At 47.1% G+C, this 26,223-nt stretch carries 32 protein-coding genes and 1 tRNA gene; 17 read left to right on the top strand and 16 right to left on the bottom strand.

All coding sequences use genetic code 11. The features are described from left to right. Window positions 1-4: 4 nt before the first annotated feature. On the bottom strand, window positions 5-277 hold the full coding sequence (locus MHUN_RS13430) for a DUF1894 domain-containing protein (RefSeq protein WP_011449528.1): 273 nt from the start codon (window positions 275-277) through the stop codon (window positions 5-7). After that, window positions 265-732 (bottom strand): DUF1890 domain-containing protein, encoded by a 468-nt coding sequence (locus tag MHUN_RS13425; protein ID WP_011449527.1) that lies wholly within the window; start codon window positions 730-732, stop codon window positions 265-267. Before MHUN_RS13425 ends, MHUN_RS13430 begins: the two co-directional genes overlap by 13 nt. A gap of 128 nt (window positions 733-860) precedes the next feature. On the opposite strand from MHUN_RS13425, the gene MHUN_RS13420 reads away from it, so the two are divergent. Further along, the gene (locus MHUN_RS13420) at window positions 861-1,433 is read left to right on the top strand and encodes a hypothetical protein (protein WP_011449526.1); all 573 of its coding nucleotides are present in this window, start codon (window positions 861-863) and stop codon (window positions 1,431-1,433) included. Window positions 1,434-1,611: 178 nt separating this feature from the next. Here MHUN_RS13420 and MHUN_RS20085 read toward each other — a convergent pair whose 3' ends face one another. Together MHUN_RS20085 and MHUN_RS13415 are read right to left on the bottom strand one after the other, a co-directional pair. Further along, complete coding sequence (locus MHUN_RS20085; RefSeq protein ID WP_394296019.1) at window positions 1,612-1,974, bottom strand: PIN domain-containing protein; 363 nt, start codon at window positions 1,972-1,974, stop codon at window positions 1,612-1,614. A 106-nt stretch (window positions 1,975-2,080) separates the two neighbouring features. Further along, window positions 2,081-2,323 (bottom strand): hypothetical protein, encoded by a 243-nt coding sequence (locus MHUN_RS13415; RefSeq protein ID WP_011449525.1) that lies wholly within the window; start codon window positions 2,321-2,323, stop codon window positions 2,081-2,083. A 264-nt stretch (window positions 2,324-2,587) separates the two neighbouring features. Here MHUN_RS13415 and MHUN_RS19795 point away from each other — a divergent pair, with 264 nt between their 5' ends. Continuing rightward, complete coding sequence (locus MHUN_RS19795; protein ID WP_275039188.1) at window positions 2,588-2,722, top strand: hypothetical protein; 135 nt, start codon at window positions 2,588-2,590, stop codon at window positions 2,720-2,722. A gap of 167 nt (window positions 2,723-2,889) precedes the next feature. Here MHUN_RS19795 and MHUN_RS20080 read toward each other — a convergent pair whose 3' ends face one another. The 3 genes from MHUN_RS20080 to MHUN_RS19575 form a co-directional block, all read right to left on the bottom strand. Continuing rightward, a complete protein-coding gene (locus tag MHUN_RS20080) occupies window positions 2,890-3,147 on the bottom strand; it encodes a type II toxin-antitoxin system RelE family toxin (protein WP_011449524.1) in 258 nt (85 codons plus the stop codon). Then, window positions 3,137-3,310, bottom strand: coding sequence for a hypothetical protein (locus tag MHUN_RS19065; protein ID WP_158498230.1), 174 nt, complete (start codon window positions 3,308-3,310; stop codon window positions 3,137-3,139). The genes MHUN_RS20080 and MHUN_RS19065 overlap by 11 nt, the downstream gene beginning before the upstream one ends. Before the next feature lie 410 nt (window positions 3,311-3,720). After that, window positions 3,721-4,017: a hypothetical protein gene (locus tag MHUN_RS19575; RefSeq protein WP_239441532.1), complete on the bottom strand. Its 297-nt coding sequence runs from the start codon at window positions 4,015-4,017 to the stop codon at window positions 3,721-3,723. A gap of 290 nt (window positions 4,018-4,307) precedes the next feature. Here MHUN_RS19575 and MHUN_RS20075 point away from each other — a divergent pair, with 290 nt between their 5' ends. After that, a complete protein-coding gene (locus tag MHUN_RS20075) occupies window positions 4,308-4,820 on the top strand; it encodes a DUF7123 family protein (protein ID WP_011449523.1) in 513 nt (170 codons plus the stop codon). A 104-nt stretch (window positions 4,821-4,924) separates the two neighbouring features. On the opposite strand, the gene MHUN_RS19790 is transcribed toward MHUN_RS20075, so the two are convergent. Then, window positions 4,925-5,059, bottom strand: coding sequence for a hypothetical protein (locus MHUN_RS19790; RefSeq protein WP_275039187.1), 135 nt, complete (start codon window positions 5,057-5,059; stop codon window positions 4,925-4,927). A gap of 190 nt (window positions 5,060-5,249) precedes the next feature. On the opposite strand from MHUN_RS19790, the gene MHUN_RS13395 reads away from it, so the two are divergent. Both MHUN_RS13395 and MHUN_RS13390 read left to right on the top strand, forming a co-directional pair. Further along, window positions 5,250-5,492, top strand: a complete 243-nt coding sequence (locus MHUN_RS13395; protein WP_011449522.1) for a hypothetical protein — start codon at window positions 5,250-5,252, stop codon at window positions 5,490-5,492. Next, window positions 5,477-5,809, top strand: a complete 333-nt coding sequence (locus MHUN_RS13390) for a type II toxin-antitoxin system PemK/MazF family toxin (RefSeq protein ID WP_011449521.1) — start codon at window positions 5,477-5,479, stop codon at window positions 5,807-5,809. Before MHUN_RS13395 ends, MHUN_RS13390 begins: the two co-directional genes overlap by 16 nt. A 1-nt stretch (window position 5,810) precedes the next feature. Here MHUN_RS13390 and MHUN_RS13385 read toward each other — a convergent pair whose 3' ends face one another. The 4 genes from MHUN_RS13385 to MHUN_RS13370 all read right to left on the bottom strand — a co-directional run bounded on the left by MHUN_RS13385 (window position 5,811) and on the right by MHUN_RS13370 (window position 8,131). After that, window positions 5,811-6,608 (bottom strand): hypothetical protein, encoded by a 798-nt coding sequence (locus MHUN_RS13385; protein ID WP_048067547.1) that lies wholly within the window; start codon window positions 6,606-6,608, stop codon window positions 5,811-5,813. Between the two features lie 403 nt (window positions 6,609-7,011). Then, window positions 7,012-7,236: a type II toxin-antitoxin system MqsA family antitoxin gene (locus MHUN_RS13380; protein ID WP_011449520.1), complete on the bottom strand. Its 225-nt coding sequence runs from the start codon at window positions 7,234-7,236 to the stop codon at window positions 7,012-7,014. A gap of 105 nt (window positions 7,237-7,341) precedes the next feature. Beyond that, window positions 7,342-7,485 carry a hypothetical protein gene (locus MHUN_RS19060; RefSeq protein WP_158498229.1) on the bottom strand — a complete coding sequence of 48 codons (144 nt, stop codon included), beginning with the start codon at window positions 7,483-7,485 and terminating at the stop codon, window positions 7,342-7,344. A gap of 574 nt (window positions 7,486-8,059) precedes the next feature. Further along, window positions 8,060-8,131 (bottom strand) — tRNA-Gly (locus tag MHUN_RS13370). Window positions 8,132-8,257: 126 nt separating this feature from the next. Between MHUN_RS13370 and MHUN_RS13365 the strand changes: the two genes are divergently transcribed. The 9 genes from MHUN_RS13365 to MHUN_RS13325 all read left to right on the top strand — a co-directional run bounded on the left by MHUN_RS13365 (window position 8,258) and on the right by MHUN_RS13325 (window position 17,283). After that, window positions 8,258-8,878, top strand: a complete 621-nt coding sequence (locus MHUN_RS13365; protein WP_011449519.1) for a precorrin-2 dehydrogenase/sirohydrochlorin ferrochelatase family protein — start codon at window positions 8,258-8,260, stop codon at window positions 8,876-8,878. Further along, on the top strand, window positions 8,875-10,149 hold the full coding sequence (gene hemA, locus MHUN_RS13360) for a glutamyl-tRNA reductase (protein ID WP_011449518.1): 1,275 nt from the start codon (window positions 8,875-8,877) through the stop codon (window positions 10,147-10,149). Before MHUN_RS13365 ends, hemA begins: the two co-directional genes overlap by 4 nt. Next, window positions 10,128-11,111, top strand: coding sequence for a porphobilinogen synthase (gene hemB, locus MHUN_RS13355; RefSeq protein WP_048067545.1), 984 nt, complete (start codon window positions 10,128-10,130; stop codon window positions 11,109-11,111). Before hemA ends, hemB begins: the two co-directional genes overlap by 22 nt. Then, entirely contained in the window at window positions 11,104-12,357 is a 1,254-nt protein-coding gene (gene hemL, locus MHUN_RS13350; protein ID WP_011449516.1) for a glutamate-1-semialdehyde 2,1-aminomutase, read from the top strand. Before hemB ends, hemL begins: the two co-directional genes overlap by 8 nt. After that, window positions 12,342-13,229: a hydroxymethylbilane synthase gene (gene hemC, locus MHUN_RS13345; RefSeq protein WP_011449515.1), complete on the top strand. Its 888-nt coding sequence runs from the start codon at window positions 12,342-12,344 to the stop codon at window positions 13,227-13,229. The genes hemL and hemC overlap by 16 nt, the downstream gene beginning before the upstream one ends. Then, entirely contained in the window at window positions 13,222-13,974 is a 753-nt protein-coding gene (gene cobA / locus MHUN_RS13340) for a uroporphyrinogen-III C-methyltransferase (RefSeq protein ID WP_011449514.1), read from the top strand. Before hemC ends, cobA begins: the two co-directional genes overlap by 8 nt. 175 nt (window positions 13,975-14,149) lie before the next feature. Then, window positions 14,150-15,103: a PPC domain-containing protein gene (locus tag MHUN_RS13335; protein ID WP_011449513.1), complete on the top strand. Its 954-nt coding sequence runs from the start codon at window positions 14,150-14,152 to the stop codon at window positions 15,101-15,103. Between the two features lie 135 nt (window positions 15,104-15,238). After that, window positions 15,239-16,237, top strand: a complete 999-nt coding sequence (locus tag MHUN_RS13330; protein WP_011449512.1) for a hypothetical protein — start codon at window positions 15,239-15,241, stop codon at window positions 16,235-16,237. A 44-nt stretch (window positions 16,238-16,281) separates the two neighbouring features. Further along, window positions 16,282-17,283 carry a hypothetical protein gene (locus tag MHUN_RS13325; RefSeq protein ID WP_048067543.1) on the top strand — a complete coding sequence of 334 codons (1,002 nt, stop codon included), beginning with the start codon at window positions 16,282-16,284 and terminating at the stop codon, window positions 17,281-17,283. A gap of 16 nt (window positions 17,284-17,299) precedes the next feature. On the opposite strand, the gene MHUN_RS13320 is transcribed toward MHUN_RS13325, so the two are convergent. Then, complete coding sequence (locus MHUN_RS13320) at window positions 17,300-18,559, bottom strand: DUF1015 domain-containing protein (RefSeq protein ID WP_011449510.1); 1,260 nt, start codon at window positions 18,557-18,559, stop codon at window positions 17,300-17,302. 72 nt (window positions 18,560-18,631) lie between these two features. Here MHUN_RS13320 and rimI point away from each other — a divergent pair, with 72 nt between their 5' ends. Together rimI and MHUN_RS17735 are read left to right on the top strand one after the other, a co-directional pair. Beyond that, entirely contained in the window at window positions 18,632-19,096 is a 465-nt protein-coding gene (gene rimI, locus MHUN_RS13315; protein ID WP_011449509.1) for a ribosomal protein S18-alanine N-acetyltransferase, read from the top strand. A 62-nt stretch (window positions 19,097-19,158) separates the two neighbouring features. Continuing rightward, window positions 19,159-20,091: a CAP domain-containing protein gene (locus tag MHUN_RS17735; RefSeq protein WP_011449508.1), complete on the top strand. Its 933-nt coding sequence runs from the start codon at window positions 19,159-19,161 to the stop codon at window positions 20,089-20,091. Here the strand turns inward: MHUN_RS17735 and MHUN_RS13305 are convergent, their stop codons facing one another. Then, complete coding sequence (locus tag MHUN_RS13305) at window positions 20,092-22,389, bottom strand: methyl-accepting chemotaxis protein (protein WP_011449507.1); 2,298 nt, start codon at window positions 22,387-22,389, stop codon at window positions 20,092-20,094. It lies immediately after the preceding gene. Between the two features lie 617 nt (window positions 22,390-23,006). Here MHUN_RS13305 and MHUN_RS13300 point away from each other — a divergent pair. Continuing rightward, window positions 23,007-23,516 (top strand): chemotaxis protein CheW, encoded by a 510-nt coding sequence (locus MHUN_RS13300; RefSeq protein WP_011449506.1) that lies wholly within the window; start codon window positions 23,007-23,009, stop codon window positions 23,514-23,516. A 45-nt stretch (window positions 23,517-23,561) separates the two neighbouring features. Here MHUN_RS13300 and thsA read toward each other — a convergent pair whose 3' ends face one another. After that, window positions 23,562-25,220: a thermosome subunit alpha gene (gene thsA / locus MHUN_RS13295; protein ID WP_011449505.1), complete on the bottom strand. Its 1,659-nt coding sequence runs from the start codon at window positions 25,218-25,220 to the stop codon at window positions 23,562-23,564. A gap of 53 nt (window positions 25,221-25,273) precedes the next feature. Further along, on the bottom strand, window positions 25,274-26,194 hold the full coding sequence (locus MHUN_RS13290; protein WP_011449504.1) for a transcriptional regulator: 921 nt from the start codon (window positions 26,192-26,194) through the stop codon (window positions 25,274-25,276). Between the last annotated feature and the right edge of the window lie 29 nt (window positions 26,195-26,223).

The raw sequence follows: 26,223 nt of genomic DNA, 5'->3' as shown, positions 1-26,223 counted from the left end.
CTTCCTAGGCACGTCCCCGAAGCCGGGCGATTTCGTCGGTTGCATTCGGGACCCTGATGAGAAATGTTCCATGGCATGGTTTTGTATAGGGGAAGATGAGTGAATCACCATCAACTGCAACCCTGATCGGTGGGACTCCGATGATATTGAGATCAAACATACGGTATCCCGGTGCCACATCATATTTCTCAGGGTACCTGGAGAGAAATTCCCTGGCTTCCTTGAATGAAATTTTCGACATCAGTACTTCATATGGCAGAGATTCTAAGCATCCCATGGGGCAGCCTCCTCAAGTCTGTTTTTTAGTGACATCGGGTTGTGTGTTGCAGGCTCGGCAATGACGGTGCATGGAAAGGTAATTTCCTGAGCGATCTGCTCTGCTTCCTCACCAAATATGATAGCCATCACGGGTTGGTTCGTCAGGGACTGCATGGTCGCGGCATAGCTTACCCCTGCGTCATTATGAACAAAGACATAACTCTCTGTGACGGTGAGATCGCCTTTTGCCAGAGCTGCTATGGTTGCATCCAGGTCTTTCATCTCCATGGTGTAATGGCCGTCCGGGTCTGCAACCCGTATCAGTTGCCTGGCTGAAGGAGTTCCGGCAATGATGGTTCTGATCCCTGCCTTTTTCATCCGGTTTGAAAGATAAAGAACAAGACTGGTCTGTACCGGGACCTTCGGACAGCCCATTACCAGAACAGCAACTCTCTGTGTTGGTTCTTCAGGCATAGATACAGTGTATTATGTACGTCATGGGGTATGAATGAGGATGTCAGGTTCTGATATGATGAAAAATATTCTGGGATCACATGACTGATAAAGAAACTTCTTGAGCTGGTGGAGATGTACATTGCTGCATGAATCGATTCCATATATGGATCGCCGGAGCGGTCCTTTTTGTCACAATTGCCTTATCCGTTTCGGTCATCGCTGCAAATCAGAGTTGTATCCCCTGCGGTGACAGCTGTTATGACCCAAGTAAGCAGTCCTGCTGCCAGGGTCAGGTATATGACGGGCTCCATTGGGGGGTCTGTAAGGACGCCTGCTATAATATTGAAAAACAGGTCTGCTGTAATGGAAAGCCTGTGAACGGGACACGGTGTCTCCCGACCTGTGGTGATTCATTCTATAATCCGATCACCCAGTCCTGCTGCCAGGGAGAACCGAAAGACGGACTCCTGTGGGGAATCTGTGGCGGGAAGTGCTATGATCTGACCAATGAAACCTGTTGTAATAACCAGATTTACCCGGGGACCGGATGGCAGAAGTGTGGCGATACCTGTTACAATAAGAACAACCAGAGCTGCTGTCTTGGTGTTGTGTATGATGGGAAGGGATACACCAAGTGTGGCGATACCTGTTACAATCCGAAGACCGAGTCCTGTTGTAAAGGTAAAGTTAGTGAAGGAAAAGTTGAGTGTGCGTATTAATAAAAATTTATTTTTTTCTGGTTTTTAATTTACGGAATGTTCAGGCAGGGGTGTGAGTTTTTTCCATCCTGATTTTGTGAGAGGGTAATTTGGTTTTCTCTACCTGAAAATGGTGATATTGGGTGATTCTGGTTACAGGAGTTTACAAATGGAACTATGATTATAAAATGGGAAGGTGTCAGATATGAGTTCGTGTATTATAACTTACGATTTTTTCTTCATGGTAAATCTCATTGAAAGGGTTTATTACTTCAATCCATGGTATTTTTTTAAGATGGATATCCTCTGTAATAATCCGTCGGATTTCATTCTTTTCCATGGTGGCAACGAGAAGTGAGTCCCAAAAATGAAGCCCATATTCTTTATGTATATTCAGGGCACGGATTATGATTGCCGAATCATATGTCAGAACTTTCCAATGAGAAAATTCATGAATGATCTGAATAAATGCAGATATCTCATCAGGTTCTTCCTTTCTTTCGCCTTTAGTAAGAAGAACTGAAGAGAATTCTGCTAAGTTTTGGACTGAAACCGCATAGATAATTTCCCTGCTTCAAACCTTTTCAAATAAACGGAGAGCAATATCATGTTTTTCTTTCTCCTGGGAAACCCATGCGTAAACAAAAATATTGGAATCAATTAACGCATCAGGTTCGATCATAAAGCTCCTTTCTATGTGAATAATGCCATTCACCTATATCATGTTCTTTCGCTAGAATCTTTCTTCCAGCTTCAGCAAGTGAGCGTTGTCTGGTTTCATTTATCCAAAGCTCAATTGCTTCAGTAATTGCATTGCTTATTGCTCCTTTATTCGTTCCACATTCACGAGTAATGACTTCCCGGAACCGTTTTTCGACCTCATCTGAAAGGGATATGGTAACAGTGCCCATATGTGTATGTAGATTTATGAGATATTTACATATATGTTGTGTCCTCTCACAAAATCACATAATTTGCAATAATGAAGTTGATTAAATATCATTTCCCGATGAAATTCTGAAAAATTTTGATCATGATAGTGAACGATCTCATTGACTGTATGAAGTCAAAGTGGCAAAGTTAGGTTTAATACCGTCCACTCTCCTGATGGGGTTTTGTGTCAGGTTTCCCATGCTATCCCACCCTTTTCGCTGTGCATTAGTGTGGAAGTAACGATGAATCTCATTCGGTCAGACCTGACAAATGAGGCGACAACGGGTGTGACAGCTTTACCGCAGCTCAGTGACAACGCGGATAGGAGTGAACGGATTCGGAGTTACATTGAGCTGCATCCGGAGAGCGGCTGCTGATATAGCCTGCAGCTTTGGTGTAATGAGGCAATCAGCTTCGAAAGTTCTAAGTAAAGTGAGGGGGATACGTTGACAATCATTCAAAGAACTAATCCCTTAACTCTCTCAAAAAAAAATTAAAATTCAATGTTAATTATTTTATGAAATGTAACATCATCAGAGACTTATCAACGATAAGCTGTTTTCCGAGGTCTAATACCTATCACGATGATCTCATAATCTGGATTTAATTCAAAAATTATCCGATAATCACCGACTCTCAATCGGTACGTATTTTTAAATCCCTTTAACTTGCGAATATCTAAATCTGGGAGAAATCCTTCTTTTAATCGCTCAAACTTTTCCTTTATTGATGTATGATATGGTTCGGGAATATCTTGAAAATCCCGCAAGGCATGTGTATCAAGGAGTATTCTATATCTCATGAAGCTCTAGAGTACCTTCGCTTTTTCTTTTCTGATATTCACCAATTAATTCGATTTCATCATCAAGAGGTTCAACCTCTCCAATGAGCCGGGTATCAATGATGCTCTCGATTTTTTGGAGTAGAAATAGAACTTCGTTATTCTCCGATGTGACTTCAGCCATATAATATTTATCAATAGTCCGCTAAGTCATAAAAAAACACCCTTTTTTTGACATCCCGAAATACTAATGTTGAAGAATACTGAGTTATCTCCCCGCTTACCAGAAAAAATATTGAATATTCCATACCTTGAACCGGAGTTCTCACCCTTGTCGTCGCCCTCTGCTCCTACGTCCTCTCCTTTGAGAGCCTCCGTTCATAAGCAGCCCTCGCCGATTTGATCCTATTCCCGCTCGGGTAGCTGGCCGATCTGTATTGATGCCCCCCTCATCTCCGGGCCCTTTGGTCCTCCGGGGAAATAGTCCAGGGGTCATCCTCGGCGTTCAGGTGGGGAGACCTCATCACCTTTACCGGGATCGCTACCTTGGTTTAATATCGCTTACTCTCCGGGTGGGTATTTGCATCAGGCTTCTCATGCTATCCCACCATTTTCGCTCTGCATTTCCGTTGAATTGCTCATGAACATCATCCGGTCAGACCTGACAGCGGGTGTGACAGCTTCACCGCAGCTGAGTGACAACGGGGATCGGAGTGAACGGATCCGGAGTTTCATTGAGCTGCATCCGGATGTAACAGCTGCTGACATTGCCCGCAGCTTTGGTGTAACGAGGCAGACAGCTTCACGGCACCTGAGTAAAGTAAGGGTGGCACAAGTGGAGGGATAACACCGCTCCCTCCTCCCGCGAGAGATACCATCAATACACGTCATCCCCCAAGCAACTCCTCATAAATTTTCTTCTTATTAGAGATCTTGATACTGGTTGCAACTCCTGAAACCATGTAGATTTCAATTTTTTATTCAGTCCTATCTGATTTTTTCCAAAACCTGAGTTGTTCTCAGAACCAGGTGCAACCGATAATTGACCTCTCATTTTCCGCTCATAATGATCTGCAGAAGTTATTCAATAAAAAAAGTATCAATGCACTCTAAAATTATTTCAGACTATTTTCCATCAGTTTTGTCTATTTGTCTTTTAACCTGTTTCGAACAACATTTGTATGTCACACAGAGACCTGCAAAAAATCCAGGAAGTAACTCCTGGATGTCTGACAGGATCTCTGTCGGTGAGTAGTGTTCAACATGTCCTCCTACAACTGTTGGATCCAACTCATCCCGAAAAGGAAACTCCCCCGGTCAGGAGAGAGTTTCATGTCCTCCGATTCTCTTCTCCTGACCAGAACGAACTTCACCCGGTCTATAAAAGACCGGATTTCCTCCTACAATTCATTCAGCAAAAATCAGTACTTATGGAGATAGACATGCTTTTACAAAGTAAATTTACCACAAAATACAATGAAAATCAGATCTGCTTAATAGATTATCTGAAAAGCCAATTGAAGCCAGGATCAAACTTCTTTAAGTCAAAGTATATTGCCAAGGATACCGGATTATCTTCAAAAGAGGTAGGGACCATTATGGCCTTATTGTCCGAGATTTGTCCCGAGTATAAGATTGAGCGGTACAGTTATTCGAACAGTACCACCTGGCTGGTGACAACGCCCCAAGTATAACCCTATTTTTCCTCCTTCGTTTCATAGTTCTGTTTGAATCCTTTTTCTGACAAGAGGAAATCGCTCATGCCTGGGTGTATCTCTGAAAGTCTCTGAAACCAGAATCACATCAAGATCTGATTCATCATGGACAGTTCCATGCACCCGTGAATCAACAGGATAGTATCATCAGGCTGAAAAAACTCGATAATTTTTGGGAGTATTTCTGACCGGAATACCTCAATGACCGGATCATTCATGAATAACTCCACTCCTTTCATAAAACAAAAATAACTTGTTTAACTTCTTAAAGTTGAGTATTTACTCCCTATTTTACCTGGGAGATGGGAAAAATTAAAATTTATTGAATATTTCTTTACCATTTCACGATTTTTATATTCTTTTAGGTACGATTAAACCTTTATCAACGTATAAGCAAAAGGTACTATCATGATTATCGAATCTTCCGTTTCAGCGGTATATGATGGAAAAGCCCTAGTGCCGGATCAGCCAGTAAATCTTCAGGCTGGAAAGAAGTATCATCTCATCATTGAGGATATTCCGCCTGATAAACCTCAAAGGGAAAGTTCTTCAGATACATTCCACATCTGTGAAACCGCCTGTATGAGTGAACGAGTCCTTGCCCGTGACTGGCTCACATCTGAAGAGGATGAGGCGTGGGACTATTTGTAAAAGGAGACATTGTCGTCATCCCCTTTCCATTCTCAGATTTAAGTTCTGTGAAACGACGACCTGCATTAGTGATAGCTCCTGTATCCGGGGATGATCTGATCCTGTGTCAAATCACTTCAAAATATCACTCAGATACAAGCAGTATCCCCCTCCATCCGTTAGACTTGATATCTGGGAGTCTAAAAGAGATGAGTTATATCAGGCCAGATAAACTTTTTACCGCTGATGTATCGATGATTCAATACACTCTGGGGCATGTTACCGATCCTATCATGCAATCTGTGGTCAATACGATAATTTCAATTATTCGGTGGTGATCTAACATAACTGCACGGCGGGAAATCGAATCCACTCTTCGATAGTCCATACGTGATCTGTTAAACCTGCCGCCATTGCAGGTGTTCGTTTTATTGAATGACCCCCTTGAACATCTTGAATTTGAAGAGTTCGAATTGGCCAACAAAAATTGCAACTATATAAGCAAAAGAACGTCATAGCTTCGTGTTCCTCTGGTTCTTTAGAAAATGAAAGTGATTTCCGAATTTTTCGAGAATTCCGATTCCTGTCGGTTCCATTCTGCCTTTCGATAAATGAAGTATTTACCTTTTTGCTAACTTTTGAGCGTTTTAATGCTCTTTTTAGCCCTTCCTCTGTTCCAAAGACAAGTTCAGTCTCCACCTTGGATATTCTTCCTCTGGAAAGAGTTTTTTTAACAATCGCATAAATCAATCCAGAAGGGACTTCCCAATACGGCTTCTTTGGTCGTCCACGTTTACCAGTTCTTTCAGGATTAACCAGTCTGCCGTATCCGATACGAATGGCCTCTTTGTATGGCATATACTTGTCCGTCGTTATCAATCTCATTAATTTCCCCCTGGTTCTTTTAATGAAGTCTTCAATGAGTTTGTGGATGTTCTCTGCAGTTCGTTTTCCGGGGATGACTGAAATGACTAACCGATGTTCTGGATCAAAAGCCATGTGATCCCAGTTATCTCCATATTTTTCATCATTTGGGTCGAAAGGATCACAATTCTTATCTTTTTTACCGACAAAACTCCACTTTTCATCGAATTGAACCTCATTTGTCTGAGGGGGAAAAAGAAACCAATTCATCATGGATTAATTGAGCATGGGGCCCTGCCTTTTTTAAAAGTCTAGCGACCGTCCCTAAACTCACACCTGTAAACCTACTGGTCTTCCGTATACCACATCCATCAGATAAATGTTCCATGACCGAAACAGCTTTTTCATGCTCAATTTTCGAGTTGTGAAGCGCAGTGCCTCTAGTTTCGGAGAACCGATATCCACAAGTCTTACATCTCAACATTCGGTTTCCTTGACCTCCAGAGGTTCCACTTACCGAGAGATTTCCAATTCCTCGTTTTCCATAGTCCGGACAATTTGAGTTTTGACAACAAAATTGATGAAGGTCATCTATTTTGAGAAAAGGTTTAGATGCCATTGTGTTATTATAATTGGAATATATTATTAAATTTATTGAATATTTTACATAATAAGATCACGACCGAAAATCGTACACCTGAACCGAAAGACCGGGTTCCAGGCACCGGTTTTTGATTTCAGATATCCTGTCCTGTATCTCTTCTGATAAATATTCTTCACCACATACCGGACAGATCATTGCCGGCACATGCCTGAAAAGGAAAGCCGCCCCATTCTTTTCAAATGCGACGATGGTAGAACTATCAACCGTTACACCTTCATTACATTGAATGCACTTCATTTCTTCAACTCATATGCATAAATTTCATCCCAGAATTTGGCATTTGGATTTTGTACTCTGACAATTACAATCATTCTTTCTCCTAATATAAAACCCTCTCAATGTCTATGGAGCCAGATCACGATTCGGAACTTTATCATTCTGTTCCTGGCTATCATCTACATAGCCGGTAATCATCAGATGCCTCTCCCGGTCAGCCCAGGACCCTCCCCTCATATGCGATTCACCAGGCACACCGTCAGGAATCATCGGGTCTGTTTATTCTCACCCTTTCCACATATTCTCTCCCACAAAAAATCCCGAACAATTCAAGGAGGATCTAATAGCGATTCCACCACACCTTCAACTAATTATCTCAAACAGAACCCTGTCTCTCCTCCTTCTCCTCCATCCTACTCGGTCGCCGCTTCGCGGCTCCCTCGCACCCCCTAGCAACTCCGACATCGAAAACCCCTCAAATTTTCCCGAAAACCCATAAAAACTCTCCCCCCTCATATCCTCTCGCTATCCAAACCCTGATCCCTCCCCTTACAACTCCCTGTCCAAGACCACATCCGCCCACCTCGTGAAGGGAGGAGTTTATATACCGCCCCGTAAATCCGACGACCCAAAGACAAGAAAAATCGAGATCATTTATAAACACAAGGCTAGAAGCACCCCGGTACACGCCTAAAGAGAGTCTACAATATCTCTCTCTCAAATAATCAAAACTCGTATCAATAAAAAAATACCCTGAAAACAAGCCCTAATTACAAAAAAACGCCTTCTATAAAAAACAACATAGAAACAAACATGCAAAAAAGGGGACGGTATACGAATTGAGTGCGCTGACCGGGATTCGAACCCGGGTTTAGGCGTTGGCAACGCCTAGTGATAACCACTACACTATCAACGCAGTTGCTCTACATCGTCAGCTCTGTGAGGTAATAAATCTGCCGAAATCTTTCCTGGATCTGTTCGTATGAACAATGTCAGGAATAATTGGACAGATTGATATTTTCTACCTGCAAACCTCATACGAATGATCCCCCTGATGATTGACTTTACCGGCAAGAAAGTAATCATTTTCGGGGGAGGGGTTATCGGAGCCAGAAAGGCACGGTACTTCGCATATGAAGCAGACGTCCTCGTATACAGTCGTTCTTTTCACCCGGAGTTTCAGGAGATCCCGGTCAGAACTGAGGTCTGCAATCTGACTGGAGACCTTGAAATCCTGCGAAATATGATACACGATGCGTCGCTGGTCATCGCTGCCACATCAGATCCTGAATTAAACGAGCTGATTGAAAGCGCCTGCGCCCGTGAACATATCTGGTGCAATGTAGCGGCAGGGAAACGGGGTGATGTCGTCCTTCCCGCAAAGATATCAGGGAACCGGTATGTCATCGCAGTCAGCACCTCCGGCTCGGTCCCGGCTGTATCACGACTGGTCCGTGAAGAAATCGAGAAAACGTTTCCTGATCTTGACGATCTCATCCTCCTGGGCGAATGGATCCGGGACATCTACCGGGGGGATCGGGCCGGTACCGAATCATATGATACCGTCCTGTATACTGTTCTTCGTGACCCTGAAACAAGAAAAGCCCTCACGAATGGGATGAATGCAGCCCGGGAATATGTGCAGAGGAGATTTGCACTATGACACATGCGCTCTTTTCACCATTCACCATTGCAGGAATATCCCATCATACTGCATCGGTGGCAGATATGGAATCGGTCCGGTTTCCTGATGAAGAGGCTTTCCTTACCCGTGCCGGTGACTGGTTTAAGGGGGTTATCCTGCTACAGACCTGTAACCGGATTGAGATCATGGTACATGGGAATGCAGATCTCCTTGGCACCTTTCTGGAGAGCGAGGGACGGGCCGGATGGCAGATGTGGAAGGATGCAGATGCCTTATCCCATCTTCTCGACCTTGCAGCAGGTCTTGACTCGATGGTCATCGGTGAAGACCAGATCCTGGGACAGCTCAGAAAATCCCTGAGCCTGTCTGAATCGATGTCGGTTGCAGATCCTCTGATCACCCTCTGTATCAACAAGGCAATCCATGCCGGGTCCGAGGCCCGGAGAATCAGTGGCATTAACCGGGGTGCAGTATCGATCGGGTCTGCGGCGGTTCTCCTTGCAGAAGAGCAGCTCGGATCTCTGGCCGGCCGGCACATCCTTGTCCTGGGGACAGGTGAGATGGGGGTTCTGGTCACCCAGGCACTTGCGGCGAAACAGCTGTCTGCAATTTATGTTGCCAACCGGACATTTGACCGGGCCCAATGTCTTGCTGAGAAGGTTCACGGGACCGCCGTTCCGATGGCAGACCTGTACCGGTATCTGACCATGTCTGATGTCATCATCTGTTGCACCGCTGCTCCCCATCCGGTGATTAAAGTACAGGAAGTGATGGAGGCATTGAAAGGGAGATCATGGCCGCTTGATCATTCCCGGCGACCGCTCATCATCGTTGATATTGCCCAGCCGCGGGATGTTGAAGAGGATGTCGGCAAGATACCTGGCGTCTGTCTATACACGATAGATGACCTCCGAAAAGTCAATGATGATACCGCACAGTTCAGAAAGGAAGCTGCAGAGAAGGTTCGGGAATTTCTTGACCAGGAACTGGTTCAGTTTATCCGACTCTTTAACCGGAAGGCAGCAGATGAACTCCTGGCAACGTTGCACAGCTGGGCTGAGCAGATACGGATCAGGGAGCGGGATCGGGCTCTCAGCAGGTTGTCAGGATGTGATGACCGGGTCCGCGATGTGACCGATGATCTGACCCGGGTGCTGACCAGAAAACTGCTCACTGACGTTACCCTTACCATCCGGACCTGTGCTGAACGGGGAGAGATGAAGATTGCAGAGGACCTGGTTGGTGCCATTACCAGAGGAGAGAACATATGTTCCCGCACGTACGATTGAGAAGACTTCGCAGACAAAAGATTATCCCGCTGCTTGCAGAGACCCATATTGGGAAAGATGACCTGATTGCACCGCTCTTTTTTGATGAGAACATAGCAGAACCGGTTCCGATACTGGCAATGCCCGGACAAAACCGCTGGCCGGTTTCTATGGCTGCAGAGGTCGTAACCCGGATGAGGACTGCCGGTATCCGTGCCGTTCTCCTGTTTGGTATCCCGTCTGTCAAGGATGCTGAAGCCTCAGGAGCATATGCACCGGAGGGGGTCATTCAGCAGGTGATCCGGGCGATGAAAAAGACCTGTCCGGACATGGTCATCATCACCGACCTGTGTGCCTGTGAATATACTGACCATGGGCATTGCGGCTATGTGGGTGAATGCTGTGACGGGCCAAATTTGCTGAATGATGCATCGCTTGAGATGATGCAGCGGATAGCAGTCTCACAGGCAGAAGCGGGTGCAGATATTGTTGCTCCCTCCTGTATGCTGGACGGCATGGTTGCTGCCATCCGGGAGGCTCTTGATGATTATGGACATCAGGAAGTCCTCATCATGTCATACTCCTCGAAGTTTGCCTCTGCCCTTTATGGTCCGTTCCGTGAAGCGGCGGGCTCAGGCTTTTCGTTCGGGGATCGGACCGGGTACCAGGCCCCGGTCTCAAACCGCCGGGAAGCGTACCGGGAGTCTGAGCAGGATGCAGCAGAAGGGGCTGACATCCTGATGGTCAAACCGGCCGGATGGTTTGGAGATGTCATCACTGACATTAAACAACTTGGTCTGCCGGTTGCAGCGTACCAGGTATCAGGAGAGTACTCCATGATCCGGGCTGCGACAGAGATGGGCTGGCTTGATGAACGACGGGTCGTCATGGAAAGCCTGGTCTCGCTCAAGCGGGCGGGTGCTGACCTTATCATTACCTATTTTGCTGAAGATGTATGCAGGTGGCTAAGCGAACATGAGTGAAAAGAGCAGGGAATATTATACCATTGCCAGGGATCTGATGCCTGGTGGTGTTTCAAGTCCGGTCCGGGCAATACAGCCATACCCCTTTTACACGGTACGGGGATCCGGCTCCCGCATATATACTGTAGACGGGACTGAACTGATCGACTGTTGTGGGGCATACGGACCGCTCATTCTGGGTCATGCCTGTAAACCGGTTGGCGATGCAATCTCTTCTGCACTGGATGATGGCTGGCTGTATGGCACCCCGACTCCGGCAGAGATAGATCTGGCACAGATACTGATAGCTGATCATCCATCCATAGAGATGGTCAGGTTTGTTACTACCGGTTCGGAAGCGACCATGGCAGCTATCAGGCTTGCACGGGGGTATACCGGAAAGAGTGACATCATCAAGACCGAGGGCGGATTTCACGGGGCTCATGACGGGGTCCTTGTGCAGGCAGGGTCCGGGTGTACCACCCTTGGTCAGCCTGATTCTGCAGGGGTTTTGTCAGATATCGTGCGGCACACGAGGCAGGTTCCGTACAATGACACCGAGTCACTGATCTCTCTGGTGGATAAAAGTGGTGACGAGATCGCAGCCATGATTCTGGAACCCGTGATGGGAAATATCGGCCCGGTCCTCCCAAAGCCAGGGTACCTTCAGGAGGTCCGCAAGATCACCGCTGAACATGATATCCTGCTCATCTTTGACGAGGTCATCACCGGATACCGGGTTGGGATTGGCGGAGCACAAAAGCTCTTCGGGGTAACGCCGGATATCACCACCCTGGGTAAGATCATAGGCGGAGGACTCCCTCTATCAGCATTTGGCGGGAAAAGAAAGATCATGGAACTTATCGCGCCCGCCGGGCCGGTGTACCAGGCAGGAACCTTCTCCGGAAACCCGCTCAGTCTTGCAGCAGGTGTTGCAGCACTTCGGGAGATTCATGCACGAAAGGGGATGTATACGCTCCTCGATACGGCGACGACGGTGATCGGGGAAGCCTGTCAGGGGAAAGGAGGCTCGTTTGTGAAACTTGGGTCCATGTTCAAGTTTTTCTTCCGTTCATCGGTTCCTGAAAATTATGCTCAGGCAAAAGAATCAGACACGACAAAATTCCGGGCATTCTGGGAGAAGATGCTGGAAAAGGGGATCTTTTTACCCCCGTCACAATTTGAGACTAATTTCCTGTCAGCTGCTCATTCTGATTCGGATGTTGAATACCTCTCTTCGGCGTATGCATCATGCCTCTCCGCGTAGGAACCAGGGCATCAGAACTTGCCAAAGCCCAGGCGGTTAAGGTCTGCACGATGCTTGAAGATCTCGGGGTGGATACGGAGCTGGTATTCATCTCTACCGCCGGGGACGAACAGACCGGAGTCCCCCTGCATGAGATCGGCGGGCAGGGAGTATTTGTCCGGGCACTTGATGATGCACTCGTGCAGAATAAAATCGATCTGGCCGTTCACTCGATGAAGGACATCCCTGCAGAGCGGCCATACGGTCTGGTAACCTCCGCCATTCTTGCCCGGGACTCTCCATGTGATTATATTGTCACTGACCATGAGCTGGATGAGATCACAACACTTGGCACATCAAGCACCCGGCGGACCGCCCAGTGTCGTCGCAATCTGCCCTGGGCTGATATCAGACCACTCCGGGGGAATGTAAACACCCGGCTCTCCAAATTACAGAGTGGTGAGTATGATGCCATCATGCTTGCAAAGGCCGGTCTTGAACGGCTCTCCATGACACTGGACGGATACCAATTGGATCCCCGTGTACATGTCCCCTCTCCAAACCAGGGGACCATTGCGGTAGTATCACGGACCGACCCGGATGTTACCGATATCATATCGAAGATCGATGACCCCAAAACCAGGATGGACACCCTGCTTGAACGGCGGGTCATGGAGATGATCGGGGGCGGATGCTTCACGCCGCTCGGGATCTATTGCAAGGACCGTCTGATGATTGCAGAAGTTCTCTCTCTTGAAGGTGACCGCCACTTCAGGCTTGAACGACTGGTATCAGATATTGACGATGCGGACCGGTTTGGTCTTGAAGTCAGGGAAAGGGCAGGAGATCTGATCAGGGAAGCATACGAGCGGCTGGGAATTACACATGGATAAAAAAGGTACAGTATATCTGGTGGGATCAGGTCCGGGTGGACTGAGCCTTATGACAAAGCGGGCACGGGAAGTTCTGGACATGGCAGAGGTCATCCTCTATGACCAGCTCCCCGGTGAAGAGATTCTGGCAAGTCTTCCGGCCCATGCTGAGAAGATAGATGTCGGCAAGTACGGGGATCACCACACCCGTGAGCAGGATGAGATTGAGCAGCTTATGGTCTCCTACGCAGAGCAGGGCCGGAATGTTGTCAGATTAAAAGGAGGAGATCCGTTCCTGTTCGGACGGGGCGGTGAGGAACTGGAGACCTTAAGGGCGCATAACATTTCAGTGGAGGTTGTTCCCGGCGTGACAAGTGCCATCGCCGTTCCTGCATCGGTTGGAATCCCCGTAACGCACCGGAAATATGCATCACAGGTAACCATCCTGACCGGCAATGAGGATCCGACAAAAGAAGAGTCTGCAATCGACTGGGAGTGGCTTGCCAGATCACGGGGCACCATCGTCATCCTGATGGGTGTGAAAAACCTTGGGAAGATAGCAAAATTTCTCGTGAATCACGGTATGGACGCTGCAACGCCAGTTGCCGTGATTGAGCGCGGGCTCAGACCAGATCAGCGTGAGACCATTGGGACCCTTGAAACAATCGCGGAACGTGCGCAGGAACGTAACGTCAAGCCTCCAGCGGTTATTATAATCGGTGGCGTGGTCTCACTCTACACCGGTGAGCATGTCATCTCCCGGTAACCTCTTTTTTCCGATTATCAGAATTCATGTCTCTGGCGCCGGTAATGGAAGCATTCATAGGGCATTTTCCTTTTTGTAAAAAACACTGTACTCCGGATATTTCCTGACAACAAGCCTTATAAGGTCACATATGAGAGTATGTTTCATCACAAGGCAATACGCCTTGAGGAGTGGAATGATGAGAACCTTCTGGAAAATTGGCATCACCTGTCTGATGCTTATCATATGTGCTCTGGTGGCAGTACCAGCCTCAGCGGAAGAAATGAGTGTTCTGAGTGAACAGCAGGCCTCACTCTGGCAGGGCCAGACGTCACAGGTATACGAAGTCACCTTAAACTGCCCGGGAACGGCAACCGTGGTCTCCAGCTATGGTGCCCGGTTTGATCTCTATGCAAAGAAGAAGTGGGGATATGGATCCTGCCCCTCACCAAGTTCAATCCTGTATAACTATGACAAGGTTGCATACGGTTACAGCGGGACTGCAACCATGACCCTTGAGGCTGGAACCTGGTGCCTGGTTGTGTATGGCTACTCTGGCAGTGGTTCGTATTCCCTGCGGGTTACATCAAACTGTCCATATCCGACCCCGTATCCGACTCCTTACCCGACCCCCTGTGGGATCTATAAGTCAGATACCAGAACAGGATTCTTAAACCAGGGTCAGGCAGCAGTGTATGGATATTACATCCCGACTGACGGAAGATCCAAGATCGAGTGGTCCATGACCTCTTCAGGTGGTGGCAGCACCCCGATTATTGTGGCATCTGCAGGACAGTCTGTTGAGAGCAGCTCCTATGGAGGCAGCACCTTTGACCTGTATGTCTTCAAGGACTGCAATCCAAAGAACTCATACTGTAATACCAGGTACTACTCCTATGGCCCGAACGCCTATGTATCGGTCGCTCCACCCTCCAGTGGCTCAACCTACTATGTGATGGTCTATGCCCGCAGCGGCAGTGGAACCTATAACCTCAAGATGAACAGCTACAAGTGCAGTGGCTCAACACCCATCATTGTGGCATCTGCGGGAATGGATGCAACCATGTCTACCGCCTCTGCAGCATCAGATGACACTGGTTCAGGTTCAGAAGTATCAGCACCTTCAGCAGAGATTGTAATTTCAGAATGATAGAGCTGGATTAACTTCCGGAATTCTTTTTTTTGTTCCGGAATTATCGGAACATCTCTCAACTCAAAAGGATTATCATATCCTGCACGCTAGTAGAAAACAAAGCAAGGTAACTACCTTGAGGAGTGTGTTATTATGAAAAAAATTTGGTATACCGGAGCAGCCCTATTGATACTCATCGCCTGTGCCCTGATTGTATCATCTGCAAGTGCATATACGACCGACTTTCCAAAGTCATACCGGCTCTGGCAGGGCTCTGCAGCAATGCATGAGATCGGGGTATCCGGATATTGCGGGACCCAGGTAACGGTTCAGTCACCCTATGGTGCAGCATTTGACATTTATGCAATGAAGAACTATGGTTCTCCCGGAACCTGCCCCTCGAATAATTACATCATGAGTCATTATGACACGTATGCCTACAGCAGCGGCCTTGGTGGCAGTGCAACCGTGTACCTGGATCAGGGACTCTGGTGCGTTGTGGTGTATGCACGGTCTGGCAGTGGAACAGCATATGTGACAGCAGACAGCAACTGCTTCCCGCCAGGACCTATTCCGCCATCTCCACCAGTACCGGTTCCGGTTCCCGGACCATGCAGTCCCTATAAGACCGTTGATCGTTCAGGATTCCTGTATCCGGGACAAGCAGCAGTCTATGGATACTACATCCCGACCGATGGGCGGTCACAGATCGAATGGATCCTGACCGGATCAGGCAGCGGTCCGACCCCGATCATCGTCTCTTCCATGGCCGGACAGGTCTTCAGCGGTAGCGGTTTCAACCCGAACTTTGACATCTATGTATTTAAGGACTGTAATCCACAGTACTCGTATTGTAATACCAATTACTACGCAAACGGTCCGAATGCCTATGTGTCCATCTCAAACCCGCAACGTGGTTCAACCTACTATGTGATGGTATATGCACGCAGCGGCAGTGGAACCTATAATTTACGGATGAACAGTTACAAGTGCTTTGGAGATACGCCGATTATTGTGGCATCAGCACCGGTTGTGGCAACATCATCTACCGTTGCATATTCGAGTGCCGGGAGCGGATCCGGATTAGATACAGCAGTATCTTCGTCAGTTCAGGCTCCCACGGCTGAATTTGTGCAGGTTTCAGATCAATAAATTTCCTTTTTTCTGATCTTTAATTGGTAAGATTCATTACCATCATGCTCAAGATCACACAGGAAGAGCTGGATGGGTCATCTATGAAATATCAGAAAAATTGGTACATTTTACTTTTCGTTTTTGCCTTAATCTCTCTGCCCTGTCTGGTAAGTGGGGCGTCATCCGAATCATTTTCCAATGCCCTGTATGCAGGACAGAATAAGATGTATACCATCAATGTTCCCTGCACCGCAACCCTCACGCTATCCGGGGACCAGGGGAGTGAATTTTCCATGTATGCCAAAAAAGCCTCAAGTACCTGGGTACCTTCTGCGATTCATGTGACCAGGAATGCAGATGTGAGTACCCTGTCACCAGCATCATCACAGAAGATACATCTTGAGTCCGGGGAGTGGTTTGTCGTTGTCGAATCAATGAAAGGGTTTGCAGAATATACTCTTGCGATAGACAAGGAATGTCCGATAACGACCTCCTGTTATGGCGGACCCTGCTATAATATGGCTGATTGTGCTCCGGCCATGGTGTACCGGGATAACCTGCAGACCGGATTTTTAAATGCAGGCGAATCAAAGACATTTGCATACCGGCTCACCGGTAACCGTTCATTTGTTGAATGGGTGCTTTCCGGCCCCTGTGATGACAGTGCTCCCCTGATGCAGAGCAGGTCTGATGTTGATATGTTCACAACCAGGAACTGTGGTCCGGATCTTGATCTGTATGTCTATGAAGCATGCAATCCGAAATACAAACCCTGTGTTGCAATCACTGCAGATACTGGGCTTGGAAGTAATGCATATGTCGGAATATCACATCCGGATGAACAGAAACTCTACTATGTAAAGATTTATGGGAAGCGGGGCAGTGGGAATTATCATTTGACTGCACGATCATATACCGGTCAGGATATGGTAATTGCAGGTATAAAAACCTCAGAATATGATGGATTTATCGCATCTGCAACCGATGTCACGGCTCCGGATGACCTGAACATCACAATCCCGGTTCCGCCAACCGCCTATACCATCAAGGCAGCGGAAATCTGATAAAACTTCTAAATTTTTATTCAAGTAAGTGGACAAGTAGTCCGCTTAGGAGTTTTGGTTCAAACCATGTCGATTTTGGTGGCATGATTCCCCCTGCATCGGCGATAGAAAAGACGGTTCTTACATCGACCGGTTGCATCGCGATTGCCGCTGCATACTCACCGCTGTCTACTTTTATCATCAGGTCACGAACCGGGCGGGCACCACCAAGGTACTGAAGCCGTGGATCCCCTCTCGGATCCGTGATGCCAAGGAATGGGATCAGGATCTGTTCCTGAAGCACACTCACATCCAGCGCCCTGATATCGGTAATCTTCGGGTTGCGGGGGATCACACATTCATACCATTTTCCCTTGAGGTACAGGTGGAATACATGATCGCCTTCTCCGCCAATCTTTGGTGTCAGGGTAAACTGGGACCGGTCTGCATCACCATAGGGGGTGACATGTGCAATATCGGATATTTTTTTAAGAAAATTATCTGGTGTCAGGGGTGCAAGATCAGTAAGTAATCTGCTGTACCCGTGAACTTTTACCTCATCCTCGGCAAAGATAACAGACAAAACGTGATGGGTCTCCTCAGGGACCTTTACACCTCCCTCTGATCTCTTCTCAACAATATTGACTGCTGATTTACACCGGTGATGCCCGTCAGCAATATAGAGTGCCGGGATTGAGACAAAAATCTCATGAAGCCGGGTAAGAACGGCTTCATCCCTTATAGCAAAAATTTCATGGACACTTCCGTTAGCGGCATGTGCCACCATATCTGGTTCACGGTTTTCAGTGGACTTCTTCAGGATCGCTTTTATCTCAGCATGAGAGCCGTGAAGAAGGACAACCGGACCGGTGTTGGCATTCATGGCATCAATATGCCTGGTCCGATCTTCCTCCTTGTCATATCTGGTCAGTTCATGCCGGCGGATCTCACCACTCTCATACTCCCTGGTATCAGCACAGCAGGCAATGCCGGTATATGTTCTGCCGGCGTCATGAACCCGGTACACATACATTGCAGCCGTCTCATCCTGGACAAACAGGCCGGAATTGCAGTATTCATCAAATATATCCCGTGAAAGTTTATATACTTCCGCTGAATACGGGTCTTTGTCAGGGAGAAGTGCATCTGCTCTGCTTATCCGCAGAAAACTGAGTGGATTCTTCTCAATTATCTCCCGTGCTTCTTCGGCACTCACGACGTCATACGGGACGGCAGCAATCTCTTCTGCCTTTCCAGGAGCAGGCCGCACTGCTTGAAATGGATATACATGAACCATAAGACACCAGGTGTTCTTACCTATATTCCCTTGTTTCTATATGATAACACTGACAGATAAGTACAGGCTTTGATGCAGGAAAGAGGTCTCCGGATACGAAAGATGGCTTTGGCGGATATTACAGCAGTACAGGGGATAGAACGGAATTCTTTTCCTGACCCCTGGGCGCGTGAGACACTTGAGGAAGCCATCACAACCTTTTCAGATACGGTTTTCATTGCCGAATTGGAAGGCACAATATGTGGATATATCATTTGTGGTGTTGAGGACACCGGTGAGGAGCGGTATGGGCATATCTGTAGTCTTGCTGTCAGTCCTGATATGAGAAATCGGGGTATTGGCAAGACGTTGGTAAGGAGAGCTGAGCAGGCTGCAATGATTCAGAAAGCAACAGCCATGCAGCTCGAAGTCAGAGTCTCAAACACCTCTGCCATCCAGTTTTACACAAAACTCGGGTACGAACCGGTGTTTCAGATCTGCGGGTATTATGCCGACACAGAAGATGCCATTGTGATGATGCGGTGGTTTCGGTTTTAAGAGACCAGAAACACTAATGATGGTGAGATCAGACAATATTTCAGCAAACTCTTCAGGTTTTTATGGGTGATTTCATACTGATATTTCGTTTTTTCCTCATCTGTGTTCTGCTTCTTACTATCCCGTGTTTTGTGGCCGGAGAAGAAAAAGCAGCAGATATCGGACTGCTTTCAATCGATGTTCAACCCTCTGCTGCTCCAGGCTCTTCCGTTTTTGGAAGTGTGACAGCAGTCAATTATGGTCAGATGATCTCGATGAGCAGAAAAGTGACTTTTTATCTCTCTTCCGATGAAAAAATTACACCGGCTGATTATGAGTTGGGATCGGTGCATTTCTCATTCCTCAGGCCTGGAGAGACTGCCCATCGTGAACTCCTGGCAACTGTGCCAGATACCATTCCTCCGGGGGAGTATATCGCAGGGGCAATTCTGGGACCGGGTTTTTCCCTTACTCCTGATCCCCATCCTGAGAATGATGTCATTTCACAGGGGACCGTTACCATTGGGAAGACATATACCCGGCCACAGGACTGGTTCAATGAAAAGATTGCAGAGATTATTCTTGTTCTCTCGAATGATGAACGGGCCCTCCGGGACCTGCCTTCACTTACCCGTGACACCGCTCTGGATGTGATCGCTCTCGAGCACAGCAAAGATATGGCTCACAGGGGCTTTTTTGATCATACCAATCCGGATGGTGAGGACCCTGCAGATCGTGCAGATCGCCATCATTATGATCAGTCCCGGACGCTGCCGGACGGGACATCGTTTTACGGAATTGGAGAGAATATTGTGAAGATCCCGGTTGAGAAGGATGTGTACGGATTTGGGGAGATCAGAAATGATGACCCCTATGAGATTGCACAGGTGGCCATTGAATCCTTTATGGACAGCCCGCCGCATAAAGAGGCACTTCTCCTCCCCGCTCACGAAAAAATCGGAATTGGGGTGGCATTTGATGGTGAATATTATTATGCCACCCAGAACTTTTTTTAATTATATTTTAAAGGCCTGAATCTGGGTCCGGAGTTCTCCGGACAATCCTTCGACTTCAATAATAGCACTGTTGATCTCCTGGACTGAGGCACTGACTGATTCTGCAAGAGCGGAGAGTTCTTCTATCTGGGTAAGGTTCTCACTTGTCAGACTGATCCCTTCCTGGGCAGTGTTAACGATGGCTGTGGCAATATTTGCCTGATCTTCTATCGCTCTGACAATCTCTCCCATGTCCCTGGTCACTTCTGATGCCCCGCTGACCATAATATTGAGTGACTCTATGGTCTTGTTCACACTTTCCACGCCGACAGCAATCTCGGAGTGGGAAGATCGGATCGCCGTTGATGTCTTCTCACTGCTTCTCTGAATGGCGGTTATAACATCGCCGATATGGTCGGTTGCTTTCCGTGCATCAGCGGCCAGGTTCTTGACTTCACCGGCAACAACCGCAAACCCTCTTCCCGCATCTCCTGCCCGTGCAGCTTCGATTGCAGCATTCAGGGCAAGCAGATTGATCTGTCCGGCAATGTCATTGATCATCTTGACGATCTTATTGATCTCCCGAATCTGCGAGTTGAGTTCATCAATATCCTCAACACTCTCCTGTGCTATCTTCATCACCAGACTCATCTTGTTGTTTGCTTCATTACCAAGAGTCTGTGCCTCATTTCCCCGTGTTGCGACATCTCTGGCATGACGGAGAACCTCCTGGCTAGTACTTGTGATCTCTTCATTCGAGGCGGAGAGGTTTGAGATTTTGTTGGTGATATCTTCCATGTGGGCGATGAGGTTCTTACCAATTTCTGAAGACTCCATGGTTGTTTTGGCAACTGCCTGGGTTGCCCTCGCGATGTCAGATGATCCTTTACTAATCTCCCCCATGTTCTCCGAAACACTGGTTGAAACTCTGCTGACCTCCTGCAATGCCTTCCGAAGGGCTGCAATGGTCTTATTTGCGTTCTCTTTTACGGCAATGAGCGGATCATTCTCACGTTTTAATATTTCAGTTGTCATGTCTCCCTTTGAAACAAGGGCAAACGCTTCACCGATATCTTTTGCAGCAAGATCAAGGAGGTTGGCATGCTCTTCTGCCTCCTTAATCATACGCTGAATCTCCTGTTCCTTTTTGATCTCGTTTGTCTTGTCCTTGTATGTGGACATGATACTGACAACTTCGTGGTGCTTGTCAAGAAGTGGGATGATATCTTGTTCAATATGGTGAATGCCTGCCGGAAATTCCACGATGAGTTGGCCGGTTACTGCTTTTTTTGACTTCAATGCATCACGAAGCCCCTGACCGGTTTTTTCAAGTACCTTGAAATCATTGGCACGCATGGAAAGGAGCTGCTGTTCGGTGTACCCGCTCATCTCAATGAAGGATGCGTTCACCTTCAGAATGTGCAATTGCAGGTCCATGAGCAGAAGGGGGAGCGGGTTTTGATTGATCATGGTCATCTCCTGCTGCTGGAGTTCTTTGATAGTCTCCATCTGGTCATGCATCTCACGTTCTGCTCTTTTCCGTTCGCTGATATCACGGAAGGTTGCCTGGATTCTCGGGCCTTCGGGGAGGGTAAGTAATGTGAGGGTAAGTTCGACATCAAAGGATGTACCATCAAACCGGTTCAGGATGCATTCAAGATCCTGGGGGATGCCCTGTTTTGCAGCGGTAAAAGCCTTGTTAAAAAAGATTCTCGATGATGAACCATCTGCCTGGTTTTCAGGGGCGAGTGAGTATATTGAGGCTCCCAGTATGGATTGTGAGTCAGGAACCCTGAATATCTTCGGGGTTGTTGCATTGCACTCAATAAGGGTATCGTTATCAAAGAGGGTGATGGCATCATACGAGGAGTCGATCATAGCCCTGAATTTTATCGCCTCTGCACGCTGCAGTTCTTCAATCTCCCGTCTTTTATGGCGGTTTTCAGCCTCTCTGATTTCACGTTCGATGACTGGAACAAGCGGGGAGAGATTGCCTTTGAACACATAATCATGTGCTCCGCGTTTCATCAGGGTGACCGCAGTATCTTCACCAATCTCTCCTGAGACGATAATAAAGGGGTAATCAAGGTTTCTTTTCCGGTACTCCTCAATAACATCCACACCATTAAACCCTGGCAGACTGTAATCACAGAGAACGACATCCCACTCATTTGAATCCAGAGAAGACCTGACATCTTCTATGGTATCAACCCGTTTTAATGTAGGATCATATCCTCCCTTTTTCAGTTCATGAATAATTAGGAAGGCATGATCCTCATTGTCCTCAACAAATAATACCTTAATTGGATTTCCAGCCATAATCCATCCCTTTTGAGATAGCCCCTGTCATCATTATGAATAATACTCCTTTCTCTGTGAAGATGAAAAGTGTTCCTTTTTGAACTTTTCAGATGGTATGAATCTAGTGCCGTAAGAGTCATTATGTGTATCTGAATTATTATGTTTATCTGCGCGTATTATCAGTTATCAGGGAAATTGTCAGGTTTTGAATCATCTGTAAGTTACTTATAATACTATTCTTATATATTCTGAAAAAGATGCTTTCATCATAAAAATTTCAATTTATTATTTAAATGCAATTTTAAGTCTAATAATACCCCCTTTCTGTGTTTTCATATCTGATAGGGGAAGATCAATTATCCGATGTCTGGTCTGTATTTTTAAAAAATAGTAACGAAGGTTTATATATTGGCCATAAAAGAATGAAATATTGTCAGGGAACTTGTGTGAACATATCAGGCATGAGATATCCGGGGGGTTTGGTTCAGCACATACAGGCAGGTGTTATTCTCCTGCATTTACACATTCCCTGATTAATTACTGTCAGCATTCATCACTGTTTTCGGGTTCACGTATTGTCATTATTTTGCATTCCCAAAAGTTCAAACCCCTGAAGAATAGATCAATCTTCAGGTATGGTTGTAGATATTTTGGAATTTGAGTTAGGGGGAGAATTATATGCCATGGATATCGGCATAGCACGTGAAATCGTGGAGATGCTGCCAATAACACCAATACCCCGTGCTCCCTCCCATGTTACTGGTCTCTTAAACCTCCGGGGAGAGATTACCACCATTATAAACCTGCATTATCTTCTTGGCATCACACCGGCTAAGAAGCGGGAAGAGCAGAAGATTATGGTACTTATTCCGGATGCCTTTGAAAATACCAGTGTCGGTGTAATCGTCGATGAGGTTCACAGTGTCCTCACTATTGATGAGAATTCCATTGATACCAATATTAAGGGAGTAGATGAACACCTGACCGATTATATTCAGGGTATTATCAAACTCGATGAAGAAGAAGGGATCAGGGCTGAAAGTTCTTCAGAAGAACATGAATCAGAAAAAAGACTGATTATCTGGGTAGACGTGAAAAAAATTCTGACGGGGACGACAGAAACGTCGTCATCCCTTCATGAGTAATTATTTTAATTTTTTTGGGTGAGTGTTTTGTTGGTATGGGGGTATTTACATACCCATGCCCATATCGCCCATTCCACCCATACCGCCGCCCATGCCTCCCATTCCGCCTGGTGGCATGTCTGGTGCTGCTGATTTTGCTGAAGCGATGATGTCATCGATCCGCAGGATCATTACTGCAGCTTCTGCTGCACTTGCAATAGCCTGAGTCTTGACACGGAGCGGCTCGACAACACCTTCCTTGTACATATCTGATGGCTTTGCATCGAATACATTGAGACCGACCGTCTTCTGACCCTTCTCATGTGCTGCACGGAGCTCGACAAGCATATCAATCGGGTCAAGTCCGGCATTTTCTGCAAGAGTGCGGGGGATGATCTCAAGGGCTGCTGCAAATGCTTCGATGGCGAGCTGAGCACGGCCACCTACACTTGCTGCATACTCGCGAAGACGTAACGAAAGTTCAGTCTCCGGAGCTCCGCCACCGGCTACACACTTCTTGTCCTCAAGAACAACACCGACGACACGGATTGCATCTTCAAAAGCACGGTCAAGTTCTGCAACGACATGTTCAGTTCCACCGTGAATGATAATGGAGACAGCCTTGGGGTTCTTGCATTCCTCGACAAAGATCATCTCTTCGCCTGAGATCTTGCGTTCCTCGACCAAGCCTGCATATCCGAGTTCAGATCCCTGGATTGCATCAATGCTGGAGATGATGGATGCACCGGTTGCACGGTTGAGTTTCTCCATGTCAGACTTCTTGACACGGCGGACTGCAAGGATACCTGCTTTTGCAAGGTAGTGCTGGGCAATGTCATCAATACCCTTCTGACAGAAGAGGACTTTTGCACCGCTCTTGATGATCTTGTCGGTGATGGACTTGATCATCCGCTCTTCTTCATCAAGGAATGCCTGAAGCTGGTCAGGGCTGGTGATGCTGATCTCTGCGTCAACTTCAGTCTTCTTGAACTCGACTGCAGCGTTCAGGAGCATGATCTTTGCCTTGGTGACCTTTTCTGGCATGCCGGGGTGGACACGTTCCTTGTCAATGACCATTCCGAGGACGATCTCTGAATCTTCGATTGAACCACCGACTTTCTTCTCAATCTTGATATTTTCAGTGTCAACCGTTCCATCATCATCGGCAACCATGGTGACTGCCTGGACGACAAGGTCACAGAATTTTTCTTTTGCTGCTTCTGCGCCCTTTCCGGTCATTGCGGTCTCGGCTATTTTCTTGAGTATCTTTGTATCTCTCGGCTTGACATCAATGGCAATCTTCTGAAGAAGTTCCTGTGCCTTCTCAGCTGCCATCCGGTATCCATGGGCGATAACCGTTGGGTGAACATCCTGTTCAAGGAGTTCTTCTGAGCGTTTCAGGAGCTCTCCTGCGATAACTACTGCAGTGGTGGTTCCATCGCCGACCTCATCATCCTGGGTCTTTGCGATCTCTACCATCATCTTTGCAGCAGGATGTTCGATGTCCATCTCTTTGAGAATGGTTACACCATCGTTCGTAATGACGACATCACCGATGGTATCGACCAGCATCTTATCCATGCCTTTTGGTCCGAGTGTAGTCCGGACTGCATTGGCAACGGCCTTTGCTGCGGCGATGTTCATGCCCTGTGCATCGCGCCCGCGGGTACGGGAACTTCCTTCTTTAAGGATGAGAATTGGCTGTCCTCCAAGTTGTGTAGCCATAAAATATCACCACGTTGTAGGATAAGGTTGTTTAGTGGTTCTATATAAAAATATCAGTTTAGGATCAGATTGATGAGATCATCCGGCTCATCAAGAGAAAGAAGAGAATCCTCACCAATCATCAGGGTACGGCCTATTCTGCGCTGTCGCTGATCATCGGTCATCACACACATGGCATGTGTCCGCGTCACCTGAGAAATGTTGCCAATGATCCCGGCACGTCGTGCGACTTTTTGTGCCGATCCATATCCGGTGAGTATGGTATGTGAATCATACCTGACAAGGGCCTGAAATGGTGCATGATACATGGGCTGGACATGCATACCCATCTCTTCTATTGCAGCCTGAATCGGTATCTCCTCCGGAACCTCTGGCATTTCAGGTTTTGTGAACTGTGATTTTGACTGAATGAGATCGATCGGCTCGATTACTCCTGAGTCAAAAGTCTCTTCGATACGCAGCGCTATCTCAATCGTTGTTCCCATGCCTGCCTCATATTTTGCCACCGTCCGTCTGGAAACACCCAGAATCTGCCCCAGGTCTCCGAGAGAGAGGCTTCTGGTCTCACGAAGTTCACGCAGCCGTTCCCCGCTGATATTCACATACAGACCACCGGGTGATGCATAAATGAGCGGGGGGGAATCTTCTACAAAATAATCATGCAAGGTCGGGTAATTTATCGCGAATATTCCGTACCTGACATATACTGCGCCACGTTCAAGTTCAGCATCACGGGCCCGTTCACCGACGATAAGGGGAGTACCGTCAAGGTTACGTGCGATTCTGTCAAGATCCCGTGCATTCTCTTCGCTAATGCTATCGATATGTGAGATGACTTTCAGGACTACTATCCGTTCACCATTTCCTGCAATGATGTCAAAACTCTTCGGTCTCATTGCGAAAACTTCGGATACTTCATATCCTGCCATGATCATCACACTGATGACATTACGGAGCAGACGATCCTGGGACATGTACCGTAGAAGGTACTTGTATAATTCCT

It is taken from the genome of Methanospirillum hungatei JF-1 (assembly GCF_000013445.1).
Classification (GTDB): domain Archaea; phylum Halobacteriota; class Methanomicrobia; order Methanomicrobiales; family Methanospirillaceae; genus Methanospirillum; species Methanospirillum hungatei.
This window is presented reverse-complemented; position numbering and strand designations above follow the sequence as displayed.